We start from the raw sequence: 18,901 nt of genomic DNA on the forward strand, positions 1-18,901 counted from the left end.
TTAGAACTCGCCGCGGCCGTCCGGGGCCTTGTACAGGATGTCGGCACGACGGTTTTCCGCCCAGGCAGCTTCATCGTGCCCCGGGTTCTTCGGCTTCTCTTCGCCCAGGCTGACGGATTCGATCTGGTCATCCTTGACGCCGAGTAGGGTCAGCGAACGCTTCACCGCTTCGGCACGCTTCTGGCCGAGCGACAGGTTGTATTCGCGGCTGCCACGCTCGTCGGTGTTGCCCTGGAGCAGAACCTTGAAGCCCTTGTTGGCGCTCAGGTACTTGGCATGGGCGGCCACCAGATCCTTGTACTCATCCTTGACTTCGTAGCTGTCGAGATCGAAATAGATGCTGCGCTTGGACAACTTGCTGGACGGATCGGTCAGCTCGCGCGGCAGGCCGCTGGCATCGAGGCCGCCGGCGGTCACCGGGGTCACGCCGGTGGAGGACGAACCGCCGGTACGCGATTCGACGGGAGCGCCGGCCCCGTCTTCGGGCAACGGGGTGGTGGAACAGGCAGCCAGCAAGGCAGACAGGAGGGCAGGGATCAGCAGTTTTTTCACGTTGTTCTCCGGTGTGGATTATTGATAGTACGGACCCCAGGCCGGTTCGCGGACATCGCCGGCCGCGACCGTGAGGCGTTGTTTGATCCTGCCATCGCTGGAGACAGCCGATAGGACGCCGCGCCCGCCAACTTCGGTGGCGATCAGGATCATGCGGCTGTTGGGGGCAAAACTGGGAGACTCGTCCTTGTTCGAATCGCTCAGCACCTGGACCTGGCGACTGGCCAGATCCATCACGGCGAGCTGGAAGCGGCCTTCGCGCCGGGTGATGAAGGCGAGGCTCTTGCCGTCCGGCGACGGGCGCGGCGAGACGTTGTAGCTACCCTCGAAGGTGACACGGCGCGAGTCGCCGCCATTGGTGCCGACCTGATAGACCTGCGGGCTGCCGCCGCGGTCGGAGGTGAAGTAGATCGTGCCGCCATCGGCCGAGTAACGGGGCTCGGTATCGATACCGGACGACTGGGTGACGCGCTGCAGGCCACTGCCGTCGGCATTGACCGCGTAGATCTGCGAATTGCCGTCCTTGGAGAGGACGACCGCCAACTTGCGCCCATCCGGCGACCAGGCCGGTGCAGAGTTGGAGCCTTTGAAGTTGGCAACGATGATGCGCTGGCCAGACGACAGGGAGTGCACGTAAATGACCGGCTTTTTCTTCTCGAACGACACATAGGCCAGCTTGCCGCCATCGGGCGACCAGACGGGCGAAATGATCGGCTCGGTCGAGGTCAGCGCCGTTGCTGCATTCTGGCCGTCGGAATCGGCAATCTGCAGCAGGAACTGGCCGCGCGCCTTGACCACGTAGGCGATGCGTGTCGAGAAGACGCCCTTTTCACCGGTCAGCTTCTCGTAGATATAGTCGGCGATACGATGGCCGGCGGCACGCAACTGGGTCGTGCTGGTCACGTAGGCGGCGCCGCCCAGCGCCACGCCCTTTTGCGAGTCATACAAGCGGAAGCGGGCCTCCATGCGGCCATCGGCGCTGCGCGCGATACTACCGGCGGCGAGCGCGTCGGCCCCCTTGCCCTTCCAGTCAGCGTGGTTGATCGGGGCGTTCTCGTCGAAGGCCAGGCCGTTGTGGTCGATCAGCTTGAACAGGCCGCTACGCTCCAGGTCGCTGCGCACGGTCGCGGTAATCACACGCGACGCCACCGGGTCACCCGGAAAATCGACGATGGCCACCGGAATCCGGTTGGCACCGGCACCGGTAATATCGATGGACAATTGCGCCTGGGCCAGACCCGTGACGAGCAGGGCAAAGACAAGGAAAATTCGGCGGGAAATTCGGGACATTACGTTCATTTTCAAAACTTTCGCGCGATTTTACTCTTCAAATGGGCGGTATTTGATTTCCAGTTCTCGCTTGAACTGGGACGGATCGTCCGGTCTGGGGAGAGGAGACGACCTGCGGATCGCCCGCTCGATGGCCGCATCCAATGCATGATTGCCGCTGGAGCGCTTGAGGCGCACATCCAGGACTTCTCCGGTCGGCAATTGATCGACCATGAAAACGGCTTCCGGATTCCCCTGAATACTCGGCGGCAAGGCGATGTTGCTCTTGACCCGGACGCGGATTTTATTGGCGTAATCCGCCACGCCGCGCTTGTTTGCCGATGCCCGCTGCTCGGCTTCTGCCGCCGCGGCGTTGGCCATTTGCTGGGCGGTGGCCTGCGCCTTGGCCGATGACTTCAGCTGCGACGTTTCATTCGCCAGTTCCTTGCTGAAATCGAACTTCGGCTGGGGTTTGGCCTCCGGCTTCGGCGGCTCCGGCTTTTTCGGTTCGGGCTTTGGCGGCTCCGGTTTCTTGGGCTCCGGTTTGGGGGGGTCTGGCTTCTTTTTTTCTTCCTTGACCACGATGTCCGGTTTTTTCGGCGGCGGGGGTTCGACCTTGGGCTCGGGTTTCGGCTGCGGCTTCACCTCCGGCTCGGGCGGCGGGGGAGGAGGCACCACCTGGGTGGCCGGCCGCGGCGTCGGCGACCACAGTTCGACCTCATACACCTCCGGCTTGCTACGTTTCCATTGCACGCCGAAAAACAGGACGACCAGCAACAGCAAATGCACCAGCACGGTCAGCGCCAGCGCATATTTTTTTCCGGGTTCTTCGGGCCGCTCGAGGATCATCGCTTACTTGCTGCGCGTTTCCAGGCCGACCTTGTCGAAATGCAGTTTCTTCACTTCGTCGAGCACCTCGATCACGTTCTTGTAGGGTGCGTCGCCGTCACCGGCGACGAGTACGGCAGGCGCCTGTTCGCCATCGCCCTTCAGCGGGCCGAGGACACTTTTCAATTCGCGCAGGCTAGCGACCTTGGTTTCCTTGCCGTTGGTATCGAACACCGACAAATGTCCGTCCGGCTTGACCTCGACCTTCAGGTACTTGTCCGGCTTGCCCGGCGCCGTACCCGATTCCGGCAGATTGACCGAGCCGGTGGTCATCATCGGTGTCGCCACCATGAAGATGACGAGCAGCACCAGCATGACGTCGATGTACGGGACGACGTTGATTTCGTTTTTCAGGCGGCGCTGGCGCATGGCTTACCGCATCTGGCGCTGGATGATGTTGGAGAACTCCTCCATGAACGACTCGTAGCGCACGGCGAGGCGGTCGATGTCATGCGAGAAGCGGTTGTAGGCAAGCACGGCCGGAATCGCCGCGAACAGGCCGATGGCGGTGGCGACCAGGGCTTCGGCAATACCCGGGGCGACCGAGGCAAGCGTCGCCTGGCCGACGTTGGACAGGCCGCGGAACGCATGCATGATGCCCCAGACGGTACCGAACAGGCCGATGTACGGGGAGACGGAGCCGACCGAGGCGAGAAAGGCAAGGTGGGCTTCCAGGCCGTCCATCTCACGCTGGTAGGTAGCGCGCATGGCGCGGCGTGAACCATCGACGATGTCCTTGGGATCGAGGTTCTTCTGGCCGCGCAGCTTGGTGAATTCGCGGAAGCCGGCTTCGAAGATGCGTTCCATCGAACCGGCATGGTGGCGATCGTTCACCGCGCTGTTGTAAAGGTTGTTGAGATCGCCCCCGGACCAGAAGTCGCGCTCGAAGGTTTCGGTCTTTGCGCGCGCCTGCTTGACCGCGAACAGCTTCATGAAAATGTAGTACCACGACATCAGCGAAACGCCGGCAAGCAGCGCCATGACGATTTGCACGACCGCGCTGGCCTGCAGGATGAGATGAAGGATGGAGAGGTCCTGGGTGACGTTCATTTAAGCGCTTCCAGCTTGGAATACAGAAAATCGGGGATCGGGGCGGGTTTCAGGCTGGTCATGTCGACGCAGGCGATCTCGACGGTGCCGGTGACCAGTTCGTCGTCGCCACGCCGGACATGCTGACGGAAGACGACGCGCACGCGGGTCAGCTTCTCGACTTCGAGACCGACGGTCAACTGGTCATCGAGGTGGGCGGGGCGGAGATATTCGCAATCGGCCTTGCGGGCAACAAAGCCGATACCGGTATCGAGCGCCAGCTGGCGCTGGTCGTGACCGGCCGAACGCATCCATTCGGTGCGGCAACGTTCGAAGAATTTCAGGTAATTGGCGTAGTAAACGACCCCGCCCGCATCCGTGTCTTCGTAATACACACGCACCGGGATGGTGAAAGCGTTGGGACTGGGCTCAAATTTCATCCCAGGATTTTACCTTGCATCGCAACATTGTTTTGTAACGGTCTGTTTCTGCGCCAGTTATGGCGTTTTCGCGGCCAGATCGCATCCCATGGTGACATCAGCAGTGTCAGGTCAAGCGGTGCACCGACAGGCCAAGGAATGCGACCGCGAACTGCCGGCATCGCCACCGCAACAAAAAGTACCTTCATGGGGAATCCTTCCTGAACTGAAGCATGCTTAACGCAGCAAGCCCTGTCTGGGTGGACCGGGCCGCCGCCTATTCTTCGGAGAGGAGGTCGCGCACCACCGCGCTGGCCGGCTCGGCGAGGCCGAGGTGGCGATAGATCGCCGGCGTGGCGATACGCCCGCGCAAGGTACGCTGCAGGTAGCCTTGCTGGATCAGGTAGGGTTCGAGAACATCCTCGATGGTGTCGCGCGCCTCGCCGATGGCGGCAGCGAGGTTATCGACGCCGACCGGGCCGCCGCCGAACTTGTCGATCACGGCACTCAGCAGCTTGCGGTCCATCAGGTCGAGACCGGCCGGGTCGACATCGAGCATGTGCAGGGCCAGATCGGCGACGCCGCGCGTGATGTTGCCGTCGGCCTTGACCTCGGCGTAATCGCGGACACGACGCAGCAGGCGGTTGGCGATGCGCGGCGTGCCGCGCGAACGTTTGGCGATTTCCAGCGCCCCGTCGCCATCGATCGGTGCGTTGAGCAAGGAGGCGGAACGGCTGACGATGCTTTTCAGCTCGTCCGCAGTGTAGAACTCCAGACGGGCGACAATGCCGAAGCGGTCACGCAGCGGGTTGGTCAGCATGCCGGCGCGCGTCGTAGCACCAACCAGCGTGAAAGGCGGCAGGTCGAGCTTGACCGAACGCGCCGCCGGGCCTTCGCCGATCATGATGTCGATCTGAAAATCCTCCAGCGCCGGGTAGAGGATTTCCTCGACCACCGGGCTGAGACGGTGAATTTCATCGATGAACAGCACATCGTGCGGTTCCAGGTTGGTCAGGATGGCGGCCAGATCGCCGGCCCGTTCGAGCACCGGGCCGGAGGTCTGGCGCAGGTTGACGCCCATTTCGGCGGCGACGATGTGGGCCAGCGTGGTCTTGCCCAGACCCGGCGGACCAAAAAGAAGTACGTGGTCGAGCGATTCGCTGCGTTTTTTCGCCGCCTGGATGAAGATTTCCAGCTGTTCGCGGATTTTCACCTGGCCGGTGTAGTCGGCCAGCCGCTTGGGACGCAGGGCGCGTTCCAGGGCCTCTTCCTGCGCCGACTTGCTTTGCGGCGCGATGATGCGGTCCGCACCGGCGACCAGTTTGTCGGTTTCGATCATGGATGAATTTCCTCGCGAATCCAGCGACGGAGCAGCATTTCGCCAAGCGCCAGAAGGACCGGGCCGAGGAAGATGCCGATGAAGCCGAAGACCAGCACGCCGCCGAGCACGCCCAGCGCGATGAGCAGGATGGACAGCCCGGCGCCGCGAGCCATCAGGATCGGCTTGACGAAGTTGTCGATGCTGCTGATCACGAAGAGGCCGTAGAGCACCATGAAGATGGCCCAGCCGATCTGCCCTTCGCTGTATAGCCAGGCTGCCACACCGCCCCAGATCAGCGGCGGCCCGACCGGGATCATCGACAGGAAGAAGGTGGCAAAGCCCAGCAGAACGGCGGCCGGTACGCCCACGATCAGGAAGCCGGCCGTCGCCACCGCCCCCTGCGCCGCCGCCGTGCCGACAATGCCCAGCATGACGCCGACCACCGTACCGCGGGCTTTTTCGAGCATATGCTCGCCCAGGTCGCCGCCCAGCTTGCGCGAACCGACCAGCAAGGCATGGCTGACCGCTGCGCCGTCGCGGTACAGGAAAAAGACGACAAAAAGCACCAGCGCGATCTGCAACAGGCCGTTCGCAGCGATGCCGCCGAGCGCCAGTGCAAAGCGGCGGGCAGGCACGATCAACTGACGCACCACGCCGTTCAGTTCCTCGCGACTGCTGGCGATGCGATGCCAGGTGGCGTCGATCTCGCTGCCGACAAAAGGCAGGCCGCTCAACCAGGCCGGCGAATTCACCGGCATGCCGTGCTCGATGTGGGGTTTGAGGAAGTCGATCAGCTTGTCCGCGCCATTGGCCAGCGAACCGGCCAGGAATATCGTGGGCAGCAGCATGACGAGAACCAGCGCCAGCGTCATCAGCGAGGCGCCGAGGGTATCGCGCCCCCCGAGCACGGGCAGCAGGCGGTCGGCATAGAGACGCCAGGTGCACACCCAGACCACGAAGGCGAACAGCACCGCCCCGATGAAGGGCAGCAACACCGCAACGCAACCAACAATCATCAGCACCACCAGCGCAATCTGCGCCAGCCGCTTGGGGTCTTGTTCCTCGATCATCAGGCTTTGGACAGCAACTTGAGTGCCTGGCGGATGCCATCGGACGTGCCAACGTCGGCCGGCAGTTGCTTCATCGCCGCTGCCGCTTCCTTCTCGTTGTAGCCGAGGGCGATCAGGGCGTTGGCGATATCCTGCCGGGCATCGTCGGCCGGCGCATGCAACGAGACGCCGGTGGCGTCGGCCAGCTTGCCCTTCAGTTCGAGGAGCAGGCGCTCGGCCGTCTTCTTGCCGATGCCGGGAATCTTGATCAGGCGACCCAGCTCCTGCTGCGCCACAGCAGCCGACAGGTCGTTGACCGACAGACCCGACAGCACCGACAGCGCAGTCCGCGCCCCGATGCCGGATACCTTGAGCAACTGGCGGAAAGCGAAGCGCTCGGCCTCGGTCAGGAAACCGTAGAGGAAATGCCCATCCTCGCGCACCGCGAAATGGGTCAGCAATTTCGTCTTCTCGCCCGCGGCCGGCAGGTTGTAGAAAGTGCTCATCGGCACGTCGAGCTCGTAGCCGACGCCGTTCACGTCGAGGACGATCTGCGGCGGGTTCTTTTCGGCGAGGATGCCGGTGAGTCTTCCGATCATGGGGTTTCCGGATACTGTATGTTCAAACAGTCATCATCCTATCAGGCGGCCGCCGCGAACGCGATACCCGGCCGTCGCCAGCGCCCCCAATCCTTGCCCGCCATGTGCGTGGGCAATCGCGCAGGCCAGCGCATCGGCGGCGTCGGCAGCGGGCGAACCCGCCAGCGAGAGAAGGCGCACCACCATGTCCTGCACCTGCTCCTTGGCCGCCTTGCCATGGCCGACCACCGCCTGCTTGACCTGCAAGGCCGTGTATTCGGCAACGGGCAATCCGCCATGCACCAGTGCACTGATCGCCGCCCCGCGCGCCTGACCGAGCAGCAGCGTCGATTGCGGATTGACGTTGACGAAGACCTTTTCCACCGCAGCCTGATCGGGCCGGTAGGTGGCGATCACCTCGCTGATTCCGGCGAACAGCGTGGCGATGCGCTCCGGCAAGCTCTGCTTGTCGTTCGACTTGATGCAGCCGCTGGCTACATAAACCAATTGGTTGCCATGCTTCTCGATGACGCCAAAGCCGGTCACGCGCAGTCCCGGGTCGATGCCTAAAATACGGGGAGCATTCATTTGATCGACCTCATGTCTTGCGCGTGGTCGGCTTCAGCGCAGGCTAACCGGCGTAGCCGGTTAAGCGGGCACAGCCCGCGGCCGGAGCTAAAACCCGTCACCCGGAGACCCGGATCGATCCCGAGAATGCGCGGGGTCGTCATTTCGTCCTCGCCACCAGATAGACCCCGCCAACCGCCACCACCATGCCGATGATGGCCGTCAGGGTCAGCGTTTCACCAAAGACGACAAAGGCGATCAAGGCCGTCGTCGGCGGCGTCAGGTAGAACAGGCTGGCGACATTGACCGCGCTGCCGCTGCGGATCAGTAGGTTGAGCAGGCTGATCGCCCCGAGCGACAGCACCAGCACCAGCCAGCCGAGCGCAAACAGGAAGTGGCCGTTCCAGTCGATGCGGTAATCCTCGAACAGGGCCACGGCGATGGCGGTGACGATGGCGGTCGGCACGAACTGGATGACCGAGCCGCTGCGCAGGTCGAACTTCGGACAGAAGCGCTTCTGGTACAACGTACCGGCGGTGATGCCGAGCAACGCGACAACCGCCGGAATCAACATCGGCCCCAGCGCCCCGTCGCCCAGCTTGCCCGACACGACCATGCCGACGCCGACAAAGCCCAGCGCCAGCCCGCCCCATTGGCGCACCGTCACCTTCTCGCCGAGCAACCAGCCGGAACCAAGCCCCGTCAGCAACGGCTGCATGCCGACAACCAGCGCCGTGACGCCGGCCGACAGGCCGTGCTTGATCGCCACGAACACCCCGCCGAGATAGATCGCATGAACCAGAATGCCGGAAACGCCGATGTGCAGCCAGTCGCTTCGCCGCTCCGGCCACGGCGCGCGCGTTGCCAGGGCGATGAGCAGCATCAGGGCAATGACCAGACCGTAGCGGGTAAGCAGGAAAGACAGCGGCTCGGCATACGGCAACCCGTATTTCGCGCCGATGAATCCGGTGCTCCACAGAAAGACGAACAGCAAGGGGTAGAGTCGTTGCATCGAATTCAGTCCGGCGTGCAGAGCTTGCGTGCCTCAAGCAGGGTTTCAAACAGCATGCGGGCGTCGCTGCTGGCGCGATGGCGGCGCAGTTGCAGGCGCAACTCCACCGCGGCGCGCGTGGCGTGCCACAGCTTCTGCTCGCACTCGCCGAGCAGATCGCGGATGTCCTTCACCTGGAAAAGCGGCACCCGTTCCGCCGCGTCGAACAGCTTGCCGAGCCAGACGTAGTCGTATGCCCAGGCATCGCAGTAAACGCATTGGCCACGCAGTTTGTCGTTGAGGTCATTGCAGACATCGAGCGCCCGGCTGCCTTTTTCGAACAGCAGTTCGCGCCGGATGCCGTGGATCCGCTCGGCGGAGTCGTCCCAATGGCTCCACGCCGGCTCCGGCGCGATCAGGGTGCAATAAGCCTGTCCATCCGGCAGATAGAACCCGACCTCGATCGGATAACTGCCTTTTCCGAACCCGGAGGCCTCGATATCGATGATGGCCGGCTGGATCATTCAGCCGTCGCGCGCGTCAGTTGCAGCTCGCCCGGCAGGCAGCCGAATCGGTGGCACAGGCCTTGTCGTCTTCGACCTTGCAGGCAACCTTGGTGCGATAGGTGAAATTGACTCCGTTCGGATAATTGCACACCACCTTGGTGATCGATCCCTGCTTCGCGACCTTCATACCGGTCGCCTTCAGCGCCTTGAGCCTGGCCTGCGGCAGATCGCAGGAGACGTAGCCGTCGAAAGCACCATCCGCCGATTCCCACAGGGCGGTATTCTTCATCGCCCGGTAATCGTCGTAGCGCATGCAGTTGTCCGTTTCGCCGGCATAGGCCTTCTTGTCGTCGCTGCAAAAGCCGCTATAGGTGTGCTTCAGCTCTTCCTCGCTCGGGCAGGCATTCACCTGCCGGGCAGCCCCCAGATCCGGGCAGGCGAATTGTGCCGCACCGGCAGACAGCGAGATGCCGAGCAGGAGCAGGGCAGGGAGAATCCGGCGGAATTTCACGAGCAATCCTTTATAACGCGATATGCAATCAAAAAGCCGGCATCGTCGCCTAACGGCAGCCAATAACCGGCAAACCGTTCATTCCTCGATCACGGCGGTAGTGTAGATTTCCTGCACGTCGTCGAGGCCTTCCAGGGCGTCGAGCAGCTTCTGCATCTTCACCCCGTCGTCGCCGGCAAACACGTTCTCGCCCTCCGGCTTCATCGTCACTTCGCTGAATTCCGGGGTAAAGCCGGCGGCTTCCAGCGCATCCTTGACGGCAATGAACTCGGTCGGCGCGGTGATCACTTCGATCGAACCGTCGTCGTTGGTCGCCACATCCTCGGCGCCAGCCTCGATGGCCGCATCCATCAGCGCCCCTTCGTCGGTGCCCGGGGCAAACAGCATCTGGCCGCAGTGCTTGAACTGGAACGCCACGCAGCCGTCGGTACCCATGTTGCCGCCGTGCTTGGAGAAGGCATGGCGCACTTCGGCCACGGTGCGGGTCTTGTTGTCGGTCAGGCAGTCGACCATGATCGCTGCGCCGCCGATGCCGTAGCCTTCGTAGCGAACTTCGACGTAATCGACGCCTTCGAGTTCGCCGGTGCCCTTCTTGATGGCGGTGTCGATCTTGTCCTTGGGCATGTTGACCGCCTTGCCCTTGTCCACGGCCACGCGCAGACGCGGGTTGAAGCTGATGTCGCCGCCGCCCATCTTGGCGGCCACGGTGATTTCCTTGGCGATCTTGGAGAAGGCGGCGCCGCGCTTCTCGTCCTGGCGACCTTTACGGTGCTGAATATTGGCCCATTTGGAGTGACCAGCCATGATGATTTCCCACTGCAAATAACAAAGAAGGCGAGATTTTACCCGCCGGAAGCCTTCTCGTCAGGTCGGCGGCTTACGCTATTTCACAAAGCCTCGCCCCGGCGTTGCTAGAATGTTTGGATAAATTTCCCGAGGAGCCCGCTGCCATGTCCGATCCCCTGTATCTCGCCAAATCCGAAGACGGTTACCCCGCGCTGCTGCCGCAGATGGCCAACCGTCACGGCCTGATCACCGGCGCGACGGGAACCGGCAAGACGGTCACCTTGCAATCCATCGCCGAGCGCCTGTCCTACGCCGGCGTACCGGTCTTCATGGCCGACGTCAAGGGCGACCTCTCGGGCATGGGCGCCCCCGGCAATCCCTCCGAAAAGCTGTTGAAGCGCGTCGCCGAACTGGGCCTCGAAGGTTTCCAGCCTTACGCCAACTCCGTCGCTTTCTGGGATGTCTTCGGCGACAACGGCGTGCCGGTGCGCGCCACGATTTCCGACATGGGCCCGCTGCTGCTCGCCCGCCTGCTCAACCTCAACGATACCCAGGCCGGCGTGCTGCAACTCGTCTTCAAGATCGCCGACGATCAGGGGCTGCTGCTGCTCGATCTCAAGGACCTGCGCGCCATGGTCCAGAACGTCGGCGACAACGCCAAGAGCTACACCACCGAATACGGCAACATCGCCGCCGCCTCCATCGGCGCCATCCAGCGCGGTCTGCTCACCCTCGAACAACAGGGTGGCGATGCCTTCTTCGGCGAACCGATGCTCAACATCAACGACCTGATGCAGGTCGACAGCAACGGCCGCGGCGTCATCAACGTCCTCGCCGCCGAAAAGCTGGTGCAGGCCCCGGCGCTCTACTCCACTTTCCTGCTCTGGCTGCTCTCCGAACTGTTCGAGCAACTGCCGGAAGCCGGCGACCTCGACAAGCCCAAGCTCGTCTTCTTCTTCGACGAAGCCCACCTGCTCTTCAGCGATGCTCCGCAAGCCTTGACCGACAAGGTCGAGCAGGTCGTCCGCCTGATCCGCTCCAAGGGCGTCGGCGTCTATTTCGTCACGCAGAACCCGCTCGACGTGCCGGAAAAAATCCTCGGCCAGCTCGGCAACCGCGTCCAGCACGCCCTGCGCGCCTTCACGCCGCGCGACCAGAAGGCCGTGCAGGCCGCCGCGCAAACCATGCGCGCCAATCCCAAGTTCGATGCCGCCACCGTCATCACCGAACTTGGCGTCGGCGAAGCGCTGGTCTCCTTCCTCGACGAGAAGGGCCGCCCCAACGTCGTCGAACGCAGCATCATCTTCCCGCCCGCCTCGCGCCTCGGGCCCCTGACTGCCGACGAGCGCAAGGCCATGATCGCCGCCTCGCCGATGCTCGCCGCCTACGGCCAGAGCGTGGACCGCGAATCCGCCTACGAAGTCCTCAAGGGCAAGCCGGCTACCGCTCCTGCCGCCCCCGGCGCCATCCCCGCGCCGCAAGGCGGTGGCATCAACGCCAACGACTGGGGCAACCACGCCGGCCAGCCGCAGCCGCGCTACGAACAGGCCCAGCAACCCCAACCCGTCCCCGAAGCCCAGGCCGACGCCGGCGGCGGCATCCTCGGCGGCCTTGGCGACATCCTGATGGGCAGCACCGGCCCGCGCGGCGGCAAGCGCGAAGGCGTACTCGAAAGCGCCGCCAAGAGCGCCGCACGCGGCGTCGCCGGAACGGTAGGCCGGGAACTCGGCAAGCAGATTCTGCGCGGGGTGCTGGGGTCGATTCTGGGTGGGCGACGTTAGCCGGCACACCCCTTGCGTAGTAGCACCCCGTCACCATAATTTCTACGGGGTTGCACCATGGCAATTGCCTCTCTGGCCGCGTCGGCGGCGCTTTCGCTGGTTGGATCGGTCGCCAGGAGTCTGATGTCGCCCAGTCGGCCGGCGGCAAGTTCGGCCGATGGGGTGGAAAATTCTGCCGTCGTAAAAATTTCCGAGGCCGGGCGGGCGCGCCTGACGGCGGAGGCGAACTCCACCGAGAGCAACACCCGGGCGGCCTACGACACGTCGCAGGGCAGCAAGGCGCTCGACATCGACGACTATTTCACGCCCGATCCATCGCGCCCGCTGCTGTCGATCCCGCTGCTGATGCCGACGCAGAACAATATCGACGCGTTGAGCCGGCAGGTGTCGGCCAAGATGCCGGCCTTCCTGGCGGCGCACGGCATTCCCGAAGCGCCGGCCAGTATCAGCTACGATGCCTACGGCCAGATTCAATTGCCGGGCGACTATGCGTACGCGGCGCAGTTTCGCGCAGCGCTGACCGACAACCCGGTGCTGGCCCGCCAGCTGAGCACGGTAAACGCCCTGTCGTCGCACATGACGGAGATGAACAAGGCCCTGAAGTTCGATACCGAATACCGTGCCGCCCGCAGCCCGTCCGAGATCGAGGCGGTAATTGCCAAGTACCGGGCTTTGCTCGACGGCCAGACCACGCCATCCGCCATCGCGCTGCATTTCGACGGCCAAGGCCGCCTGTCCGTCACCGCCGATGGCAAGGCACTGGCAGCCTGACATGAGATGTTGATTTGACCGGCGAGCGAATGGGCTACGCGTGACTGGTTTGGCGGGCCGCCGTTGTTGGTCGCTGCCCGAGAACCCTTTACCGAATTAGGCGTCGAACTTCATGTCCCCCAACAGGAGCACGACACCATGCCAGGAACCGTTCGTCTTCACCGTGTCTTGAAAGCGCCCGCCGAGCGCTTGTATCGAGCCTTCACGACGGCCGATGCGATGGCCAAGTGGCTGCCGCCGCATGGTTTTACCTGTACCGTCCACCATCTGGATGCGCGGGCCGGCGGAAGCTTCCGGATGTCCTTCACCAATTTTTCGACACAGCAGAGCCACAGCTTCGGCGGCGAATATCTCGAGCTCGTTCCCAACAGCTTGTTGCGCTATACGGACCGCTTCGACGACCCCAATCTACCGGGTGTCCTGCAGGTGACCGTCACGCTGACGCCGGTGCTGTGCGGCACCGAGTTGATCGTCGTGCAGGACGGGATTCCCGATGCGATCCCGGTTGAGATGTGCTATCTCGGCTGGCAGGAATCGCTGGAACAACTGGCGGCGCTGGTCGAGCCGGACATCCCGCAGTAGACCTCCCGAGACATCTCCATGCCGCATGGGTAAGCCAATTGAAGCGGGCGGCACTGGAATATGCCTATCATTCAGCACCTTTCTTCCTGAAGCCAACCAGATGCCATATTCCCTACGCCTCCGATTTGTCACCATTCAACTGACCTTCCTGCTGCTGGCTGGCTGTACAACCGAAGCCTGGTACAAGGGTGTCAATCAGTCATCCGAGCATCACTGCCGCAAGCAGCCACCAGGCGAAAGCCAGAAATGTCTGGATGGACTCAACAAGACGAGCTATGCCGACTACGAAAAGGAACGGGCTGCGCAAAAGCAGTAGCATCGGCGAGCTGCTGAGTCGCCCAGGGAAGGAACTGCCCCAGGCATTGGACAAGGACGTCCAATGTCTTCTACCGCGAGTTAGTGAGGTGCCGACCCGAGGAGAGGTATTGCCCTGTTGAAACACGCGATGGCGCCGAGTCGCTCGCAGCGGGCCTGGACGAGAACATCCGTTTCAAAAACAAAGACAAATCAATATTTTTAAGGCATATTCCCGACAGGGGTTTCACCAGAACCGATGCTTTTGGTGATTAAGGAAAATTATTCAATGGGGATCGACTATGCGCTGTTTCAGGGGATTTTTTTGGGCATGCCTGGTTGTCTTGATTTCTGGCTGCGCCAGCAAACCACAGCAACCCATATCACTTGCAAATGACTTCATCGGCGGGAAAACCGGTCGTATTGGCGTTGCAACGAACAAGATACCGCAAGCATCGACCAGTTTCCCCGGTGCGGCCTGTCTGCTGTGTTACGCAGCCGCCTCGCTTGCCCACACATCGCTAACCAGCCACACAGAAGCATTGCCTACCGATCAAATCGTTTTATTGAAAAAGGAGCTGGTCGACACCCTGAAGGGAAAAAACATCGATGCCGTTGAAATCGCCACGCCCGTCAACGTTGCCGACCTCCCCGATTCCGGAAAATCCGGACCGGATGTCGCTCGCAAGGACTTCTCGGGCTTGCGCGCCAAACTCGGAATTGACAAGCTTTTGATCATTGACGTCGTCATGCATGGGTTCGTACGAAATTATTCGTCCTATGTACCGGCCGGCGATCCCAGGGCGGTTTTTTTCGGTAGCGGCTATATTGTGAATCTGAGCAACAACACGTACGAGTGGTACGAACCGATTGAAATTTCCAAAGGCGCCCCCGGCAACTGGGATGAACCCCCGAAATTTCCCGGCTTGACCAATGCATATTTCCAGAGCGTTGAAACGGCCAAAGACCGGCTTCTCAAACCATTTGGCAACGATACTCCTCCGCAAAGCCAGCAAACCCAGAGCCTGACTCAAAACCAACCCGCCGCCGGAGGCCGGTAATGGCAGGAGAAGGTGTAATGCGGGCAGCGTGGCTTCTCATAGCCTTGTCGGGACCTGCAATCGCTCAGACAGACAGCCAGCACGGAGAAATGCCGATAAACGGCAAGCCATTGGCGCTCAAACTTCCCGCACATAAAGAAGTCGTCTTTCGCGGCGTGGTCAATTCTGATGAAGGAGGTATGGCCCCGGGGGGAATGATGTATCCGGCTCCCAATCCGCTCGCCTTCCTCGCCGCTATCGCAACGCACGCAATCATCATGGATGGTGCCAAACAGCATCAAACGACTAGACAGCAGACGGAAGCTGACAAAGTACTCCAGCCTTATCAAACCTTGATTGAAAAGATGGATGCCAAGGCCATGATGAACGACGCATTGGCTTCCAGCACCCAGGGAAAACATCTGAAAACCGTGGAGGCCGCTCCTCATCCACCAGCCGATTCCATTCTCGAAAGCACGCCTGTTTTCTGGATGACGGCTGATCAGGAAAGCATCATCGTCGACAATCTCCTGAATATCCGTCACCCCGGAGATGCCGACAAACCGGCCTACAGCAACGTCATCCGCGTGATTTCAACCGCACATAACGCACAGGCAGCGCAAGCCTATTGGACTGGCAATGGGTCGCAACTTTCGGCTATCGCAGTCAAACTGCTCGCAGAATCTATCGATATCGGCTTGAACGATGCAAATGCCGCATCAAGTGAGGCAAAGCCCTTTCGCACCATTCGCTACTATGAAGGCGGCCAGGAAAAGATGGAACGCGCCCAGCTATTGAACGAGCGCTGCGGACGGATGATTTTGAAGACACTACGCGGCACCCTCATGTCGGTACCCAAGTTAAAGACTGTTGCCACCCAGGCGGCCAACGCCACTTGCCAATCGAACCTGTAGACGAGCGCCGAACTTCGCACCCGATGGCGCCGTTCAAGGCAAGGAAGATGAAGCGCAAAAGCAGTAGTATCTGTGCTCCATCCTGATTGCCGGCACCACGCGCATCATGCACGACCTTCCCCCGCTCCACGCGCTACCCGCCTTCGAGGCCGCTGCCCGCCTGGGTAGTTTTCAGGCGGCAGCGGCGGTGCTGCACCTGACGCCGTCGGCGATCAGCCACCGCATACGCCAACTGGAAGCGCACCTCGGCCAGGATCTGTTCGAACGTCGGCATCGGGCCATCGTATTGACGGCTGCCGGGCGGCGTTACCTGGCCGTGGTTCGCGATGCCTTGCTGCGCCTAGACGAGGCCAGCGCCGTGCTGCGCGCGCCTCGCCGGGAACGGCTGCGCATTTCGGTGGCGCCGGCCTTGGGCAGCAAATGGCTGGTCTCCCGTATTGCCCGGTATCAGGAAAGCCATCCTGAAGTCGAATTCAGCCTGGGCACCGCCACCGGCCTGGGTCCCTTGCTCAATGGCGAGGCCGATATCGGCCTGCGCTATGGCGAAGAAGAATGGCCGGGGCTGCTCGCCTGGAAGCTGTTTGAGGAAAGGGTATTTCCGGTGTGCAGCCCGGCATTGGCTGCCGATTTGAAACATCCCGACGACCTGGACGGAAAGCGCCTGCTGCGCCACCCCTTGCTGTCCTGGCAGCGCTGGTTCGCCGCCGCCGGGTTGAACCGCCCAGAACCGGTTGCCGGCCCGTGGTACGACGATGCGTTGCTGATGTTGGAGGGCGCCGTGGTCGGTCATGGTATCGCCCTGATGGCCGGCAGCCTGGCTACCCCCTATGTGGCCGATGGCCGTCTCGTCCGCCCGTTCGCCGAGGATTGCGCCGACCGCAGCTTCTATGTCGTTGCGCCACCCGCCATTCAGGAACGCCCGGCGGCGACGGCCTTCATCCGCTGGCTGGTGCGCGGGGCGCACGAAATCACCGGGTAGGCAGGGCTGCCTCCGTCAGCGGCTCGGTAACGTCACATGAAATTGGTTCACCTGAACCCGCTTCAATTCGTTTGAACGCAAGCATGCCTACCGGCACGCTTGTCTTACCGCTTTCTTCCGCCTGCGCCCCGCCTACCCGGCGACGGCCGCTCCGGGACCGGCGCACCCCACCCCCGGTGTGCCGTCACGGCCGCTCCCGCGGCCATTTCACGGATTCAAGGAGAACGAACATGCAAGACCGCGACGGTACTATCTGGCTCGACGGCCAATGGCTGCCCTGGGCTGAAGCGAAGGTGCACGCGCTGACCCATACCCTGCATTACGGCTACGGCTGCTTCGAGGGCATCCGCGCCTACGAAACGGCCAACGGCCCGGCGATCTTCCGGCTCGACGAACATGTGCGCCGGCTGGTGGATTCCGCCCATATCCTCGCCATCGACCTGCCGGTCGACCGCGCCACCCTGACGAGCCTCTGCTGCGAAGCGATTCGCCGCAACAACCTGCGCAGCGGCTACATCCGCCCGCTGGTGTTCCTCGGTGCCGAAAAACTCGGCGTCGATCCGGCCGGCGCCGACACCCATGTCATGGTGGCTGCCTGGCCTTGGGGCGCCTACCTGGGCGGCAACGCCATCGAGAACGGCATCCGCGTCCGTGTCTCGTCGTACGCCCGTCATCACCCGAACGTGCAGATGTGCCGGGCCAAGGCGATTTCCACCTATGCGAACTCCATCCTGGCCGTGCGCGAGGCCCGGCGTGACGGCTACGATGAGGCGCTGTTGCTCGACACCGAAGGCTACGTGGCGGAAGGATCGAGCGAGAACGTGTTCATTGTGCGAGACGGCGAGGTGTTGCAACCGGAAACCACCTCGGCGCTCGACGGCATCACCCGGCGTACGGTGGAAACGCTGGCCCGCGAGGCCGGCCTGACCGTGCGCGCCAAGCGCATCACCCGCGACGAGGTGTATTGCGCCGACGAGGTCTTCCTGACCGGCACCGCCGCCGAAATCACTCCGGTGATCGAGGTGGATCGCCGGCGTATCGGGACAGGCAAGCCCGGGCCGGTGACCCGCTTGCTGCAACAGCGTTACTTCGCCTGCGTCAGGGGCGAGGACGCCAGCCACGCTGCCTGGCTGACGGCTATCTGATGCCATCCGGGGCCGCCCACACCGGCCCCGGGTCGGGTTTTCAGGCGCGACGCCGGAAGCCGCTCAGCATCTCCCACTGATGCGCGCTCAAGCCCAATAGGATGAGCGCCGTGCCGATCCACAGCCGGAGGCCGATCGTCTCGCCGTTGAACCAGTGCCCCAGGAACAGCGCGATTACCGGGGTTATCAACGTGATCAACGCGACTTTCGAGGTCTCGAGATGCTTGATCACGTAGTAGTACATGGCGAAGCCGATCACCGAACCGAAAATACCCAGATAAGCGATGGCAGCCCCGGCGCGCGGCGGCACGACGGCTGGCAACTGGCCGTCGCCGAGCCACCAGACCAGTCCGAAAAAAGGCAGGGAAACGCTCAACGTGCCGAGCGTTGTCGCCAGCGGTGGGCTGTCGTCGCCGATCTGCTTCAGCCACACCAGGCCGCCTGAGTAGATCGCCACGGCCGCCAGGATGGCCGCCAGTCCCAGCAGCGCAGAGGCATGCCCAAGACTGTCGCCATGGATGAAGATGGTCGCCAAACCGGCTGCGCCGAGCAGCATGCCGAGCAATTTCATCGGGGTCAGCGAGCGCTCGCCGACGAATATCGCGCCTAGAATGGCGGCGGCGAGCGGCGACAAGCCGAAGAGGACGGAAATCAGGCCGGAATGCACGTAGCGTGCGCCCCAATAGGTCAGCACCATCGCCCCGAACAGCGCCAGACCACCGACCAGATAGGCGCGACGCGCCCGCGCATGCAGCGGAATGCGTATGCGCCACAGCGCAATGACCAGGCTGGCGACGACGACGCCAATCGCCATGCGGGCGAGCACGGCCAGCGCAAAGCCGATGCCTTGCGTACTCCACTGGATGGCCAGCGGAGTGGTGGACCAGATCAGGATGATGCCGAGATAGGCGAGCGGGACGGACATACGA

At 62.6% G+C, this 18,901-nt stretch carries 24 protein-coding genes; 8 read left to right on the top strand and 16 right to left on the bottom strand.

What is annotated here, in order from left to right; genetic code table 11:
- The 15 genes from pal to F1002_RS07040 all read right to left on the bottom strand — a co-directional run bounded on the left by pal (position 1) and on the right by F1002_RS07040 (position 10,484).
- Positions 1-552: a peptidoglycan-associated lipoprotein Pal gene (gene pal, locus F1002_RS06970; RefSeq protein WP_150428293.1), complete on the bottom strand. Its 552-nt coding sequence runs from the start codon at positions 550-552 to the stop codon at positions 1-3.
- An 18-nt stretch (positions 553-570) separates the two neighbouring features.
- Positions 571-1,851, bottom strand: coding sequence for a Tol-Pal system beta propeller repeat protein TolB (gene tolB, locus F1002_RS06975; RefSeq protein WP_150428294.1), 1,281 nt, complete (start codon positions 1,849-1,851; stop codon positions 571-573).
- 21 nt (positions 1,852-1,872) lie between these two features.
- The gene (locus tag F1002_RS06980; RefSeq protein WP_150428295.1) at positions 1,873-2,670 is read right to left on the bottom strand and encodes an energy transducer TonB; all 798 of its coding nucleotides are present in this window, start codon (positions 2,668-2,670) and stop codon (positions 1,873-1,875) included.
- Between the two features lie 3 nt (positions 2,671-2,673).
- Positions 2,674-3,078 carry an ExbD/TolR family protein gene (locus tag F1002_RS06985; RefSeq protein ID WP_150428296.1) on the bottom strand — a complete coding sequence of 135 codons (405 nt, stop codon included), beginning with the start codon at positions 3,076-3,078 and terminating at the stop codon, positions 2,674-2,676.
- A 3-nt stretch (positions 3,079-3,081) separates the two neighbouring features.
- Complete coding sequence (gene tolQ / locus F1002_RS06990; protein ID WP_150428297.1) at positions 3,082-3,759, bottom strand: protein TolQ; 678 nt, start codon at positions 3,757-3,759, stop codon at positions 3,082-3,084.
- Complete coding sequence (ybgC, locus tag F1002_RS06995; protein ID WP_150428298.1) at positions 3,756-4,178, bottom strand: tol-pal system-associated acyl-CoA thioesterase; 423 nt, start codon at positions 4,176-4,178, stop codon at positions 3,756-3,758. The genes tolQ and ybgC overlap by 4 nt, the downstream gene beginning before the upstream one ends.
- A complete protein-coding gene (locus F1002_RS07000) occupies positions 4,175-4,366 on the bottom strand; it encodes a hypothetical protein (protein ID WP_150428299.1) in 192 nt (63 codons plus the stop codon). Before F1002_RS07000 ends, ybgC begins: the two co-directional genes overlap by 4 nt.
- 68 nt (positions 4,367-4,434) lie before the next feature.
- Positions 4,435-5,496, bottom strand: a complete 1,062-nt coding sequence (ruvB, locus tag F1002_RS07005) for a Holliday junction branch migration DNA helicase RuvB (RefSeq protein WP_150428300.1) — start codon at positions 5,494-5,496, stop codon at positions 4,435-4,437.
- Positions 5,493-6,548, bottom strand: coding sequence for an AI-2E family transporter (locus tag F1002_RS07010; RefSeq protein ID WP_150428301.1), 1,056 nt, complete (start codon positions 6,546-6,548; stop codon positions 5,493-5,495). Before F1002_RS07010 ends, ruvB begins: the two co-directional genes overlap by 4 nt.
- The gene (gene ruvA, locus F1002_RS07015; protein ID WP_150428302.1) at positions 6,548-7,126 is read right to left on the bottom strand and encodes a Holliday junction branch migration protein RuvA; all 579 of its coding nucleotides are present in this window, start codon (positions 7,124-7,126) and stop codon (positions 6,548-6,550) included. The genes F1002_RS07010 and ruvA overlap by 1 nt, the downstream gene beginning before the upstream one ends.
- 33 nt (positions 7,127-7,159) lie before the next feature.
- Positions 7,160-7,693 (bottom strand): crossover junction endodeoxyribonuclease RuvC, encoded by a 534-nt coding sequence (ruvC, locus tag F1002_RS07020; protein ID WP_150428303.1) that lies wholly within the window; start codon positions 7,691-7,693, stop codon positions 7,160-7,162.
- A 139-nt stretch (positions 7,694-7,832) separates the two neighbouring features.
- A complete protein-coding gene (locus tag F1002_RS07025) occupies positions 7,833-8,684 on the bottom strand; it encodes a DMT family transporter (RefSeq protein ID WP_150428304.1) in 852 nt (283 codons plus the stop codon).
- Positions 8,685-8,689: 5 nt separating this feature from the next.
- Positions 8,690-9,187, bottom strand: a complete 498-nt coding sequence (locus tag F1002_RS07030) for a hypothetical protein (protein ID WP_150428305.1) — start codon at positions 9,185-9,187, stop codon at positions 8,690-8,692.
- A 16-nt stretch (positions 9,188-9,203) separates the two neighbouring features.
- Positions 9,204-9,680 (bottom strand): hypothetical protein, encoded by a 477-nt coding sequence (locus F1002_RS07035; RefSeq protein WP_150428306.1) that lies wholly within the window; start codon positions 9,678-9,680, stop codon positions 9,204-9,206.
- A 78-nt stretch (positions 9,681-9,758) separates the two neighbouring features.
- Positions 9,759-10,484 (bottom strand): YebC/PmpR family DNA-binding transcriptional regulator, encoded by a 726-nt coding sequence (locus tag F1002_RS07040; RefSeq protein WP_150428307.1) that lies wholly within the window; start codon positions 10,482-10,484, stop codon positions 9,759-9,761.
- 146 nt (positions 10,485-10,630) lie between these two features.
- Between F1002_RS07040 and F1002_RS07045 the strand changes: the two genes are divergently transcribed.
- The 8 genes from F1002_RS07045 (at position 10,631) to F1002_RS07080 (ending at position 17,972) form a co-directional block, all read left to right on the top strand.
- A complete protein-coding gene (locus F1002_RS07045; RefSeq protein WP_150428308.1) occupies positions 10,631-12,247 on the top strand; it encodes a helicase HerA-like domain-containing protein in 1,617 nt (538 codons plus the stop codon).
- Between the two features lie 57 nt (positions 12,248-12,304).
- On the top strand, positions 12,305-13,018 hold the full coding sequence (locus F1002_RS07050; RefSeq protein WP_150428309.1) for a hypothetical protein: 714 nt from the start codon (positions 12,305-12,307) through the stop codon (positions 13,016-13,018).
- Between the two features lie 138 nt (positions 13,019-13,156).
- Positions 13,157-13,600 (top strand): SRPBCC family protein, encoded by a 444-nt coding sequence (locus F1002_RS07055; RefSeq protein ID WP_150428310.1) that lies wholly within the window; start codon positions 13,157-13,159, stop codon positions 13,598-13,600.
- A 100-nt stretch (positions 13,601-13,700) separates the two neighbouring features.
- Positions 13,701-13,916, top strand: coding sequence for a hypothetical protein (locus F1002_RS07060; protein WP_150428311.1), 216 nt, complete (start codon positions 13,701-13,703; stop codon positions 13,914-13,916).
- Between the two features lie 280 nt (positions 13,917-14,196).
- A complete protein-coding gene (locus F1002_RS07065; protein WP_191090330.1) occupies positions 14,197-14,955 on the top strand; it encodes a hypothetical protein in 759 nt (252 codons plus the stop codon).
- Complete coding sequence (locus F1002_RS07070; protein WP_150428312.1) at positions 14,955-15,848, top strand: hypothetical protein; 894 nt, start codon at positions 14,955-14,957, stop codon at positions 15,846-15,848. The genes F1002_RS07065 and F1002_RS07070 overlap by 1 nt, the downstream gene beginning before the upstream one ends.
- Before the next feature lie 106 nt (positions 15,849-15,954).
- Complete coding sequence (locus F1002_RS07075) at positions 15,955-16,827, top strand: LysR substrate-binding domain-containing protein (protein WP_150428313.1); 873 nt, start codon at positions 15,955-15,957, stop codon at positions 16,825-16,827.
- Positions 16,828-17,057: 230 nt separating this feature from the next.
- Positions 17,058-17,972, top strand: coding sequence for a branched-chain amino acid transaminase (locus tag F1002_RS07080; RefSeq protein WP_150428314.1), 915 nt, complete (start codon positions 17,058-17,060; stop codon positions 17,970-17,972).
- Positions 17,973-18,012: 40 nt separating this feature from the next.
- On the opposite strand, the gene F1002_RS07085 is transcribed toward F1002_RS07080, so the two are convergent.
- Entirely contained in the window at positions 18,013-18,897 is an 885-nt protein-coding gene (locus F1002_RS07085) for a DMT family transporter (protein WP_150428315.1), read from the bottom strand.
- Positions 18,898-18,901 lie beyond the last annotated feature (4 nt).

It is taken from the genome of Dechloromonas sp. CZR5, assembly GCF_008711155.1.
Taxonomy (GTDB): Bacteria; Pseudomonadota; Gammaproteobacteria; order Burkholderiales; family Rhodocyclaceae; genus Azonexus.

Excerpts from the sequence above, each read along its gene's own strand:
- F1002_RS07080 (WP_150428314.1), top strand. The coding sequence starts at position 17,058 with ATGCAAGACCGCGACGGTACTATCTGGCTCGACGGCCAATGGCTGCCC.
- F1002_RS07060 (WP_150428311.1), top strand. The coding sequence starts at position 13,701 with ATGCCATATTCCCTACGCCTCCGATTTGTCACCATTCAACTGACCTTC.
- ruvA (WP_150428302.1), bottom strand. The coding sequence starts at position 7,126 with ATGATCGGAAGACTCACCGGCATCCTCGCCGAAAAGAACCCGCCGCAG.
- F1002_RS07065 (WP_191090330.1), top strand. The coding sequence starts at position 14,197 with ATGCGCTGTTTCAGGGGATTTTTTTGGGCATGCCTGGTTGTCTTGATT.
- F1002_RS07010 (WP_150428301.1), bottom strand. The coding sequence starts at position 6,548 with ATGATCGAGGAACAAGACCCCAAGCGGCTGGCGCAGATTGCGCTGGTG.
- F1002_RS06980 (WP_150428295.1), bottom strand. The coding sequence starts at position 2,670 with ATGATCCTCGAGCGGCCCGAAGAACCCGGAAAAAAATATGCGCTGGCG.
- tolB (WP_150428294.1), bottom strand. The coding sequence starts at position 1,851 with ATGAACGTAATGTCCCGAATTTCCCGCCGAATTTTCCTTGTCTTTGCC.
- F1002_RS06985 (WP_150428296.1), bottom strand. The coding sequence starts at position 3,078 with ATGCGCCAGCGCCGCCTGAAAAACGAAATCAACGTCGTCCCGTACATC.
- tolQ (WP_150428297.1), bottom strand. The coding sequence starts at position 3,759 with ATGAACGTCACCCAGGACCTCTCCATCCTTCATCTCATCCTGCAGGCC.
- F1002_RS07040 (WP_150428307.1), bottom strand. The coding sequence starts at position 10,484 with ATGGCTGGTCACTCCAAATGGGCCAATATTCAGCACCGTAAAGGTCGC.
- ruvB (WP_150428300.1), bottom strand. The coding sequence starts at position 5,496 with ATGATCGAAACCGACAAACTGGTCGCCGGTGCGGACCGCATCATCGCG.
- F1002_RS07000 (WP_150428299.1), bottom strand. The coding sequence starts at position 4,366 with ATGAAGGTACTTTTTGTTGCGGTGGCGATGCCGGCAGTTCGCGGTCGC.
- F1002_RS07030 (WP_150428305.1), bottom strand. The coding sequence starts at position 9,187 with ATGATCCAGCCGGCCATCATCGATATCGAGGCCTCCGGGTTCGGAAAA.
- F1002_RS07050 (WP_150428309.1), top strand. The coding sequence starts at position 12,305 with ATGGCAATTGCCTCTCTGGCCGCGTCGGCGGCGCTTTCGCTGGTTGGA.
- F1002_RS07025 (WP_150428304.1), bottom strand. The coding sequence starts at position 8,684 with ATGCAACGACTCTACCCCTTGCTGTTCGTCTTTCTGTGGAGCACCGGA.
- ruvC (WP_150428303.1), bottom strand. The coding sequence starts at position 7,693 with ATGAATGCTCCCCGTATTTTAGGCATCGACCCGGGACTGCGCGTGACC.
- F1002_RS07045 (WP_150428308.1), top strand. The coding sequence starts at position 10,631 with ATGTCCGATCCCCTGTATCTCGCCAAATCCGAAGACGGTTACCCCGCG.
- ybgC (WP_150428298.1), bottom strand. The coding sequence starts at position 4,178 with ATGAAATTTGAGCCCAGTCCCAACGCTTTCACCATCCCGGTGCGTGTG.
- F1002_RS07075 (WP_150428313.1), top strand. The coding sequence starts at position 15,955 with ATGCACGACCTTCCCCCGCTCCACGCGCTACCCGCCTTCGAGGCCGCT.
- F1002_RS07070 (WP_150428312.1), top strand. The coding sequence starts at position 14,955 with ATGGCAGGAGAAGGTGTAATGCGGGCAGCGTGGCTTCTCATAGCCTTG.
- F1002_RS07055 (WP_150428310.1), top strand. The coding sequence starts at position 13,157 with ATGCCAGGAACCGTTCGTCTTCACCGTGTCTTGAAAGCGCCCGCCGAG.
- F1002_RS07085 (WP_150428315.1), bottom strand. The coding sequence starts at position 18,897 with ATGTCCGTCCCGCTCGCCTATCTCGGCATCATCCTGATCTGGTCCACC.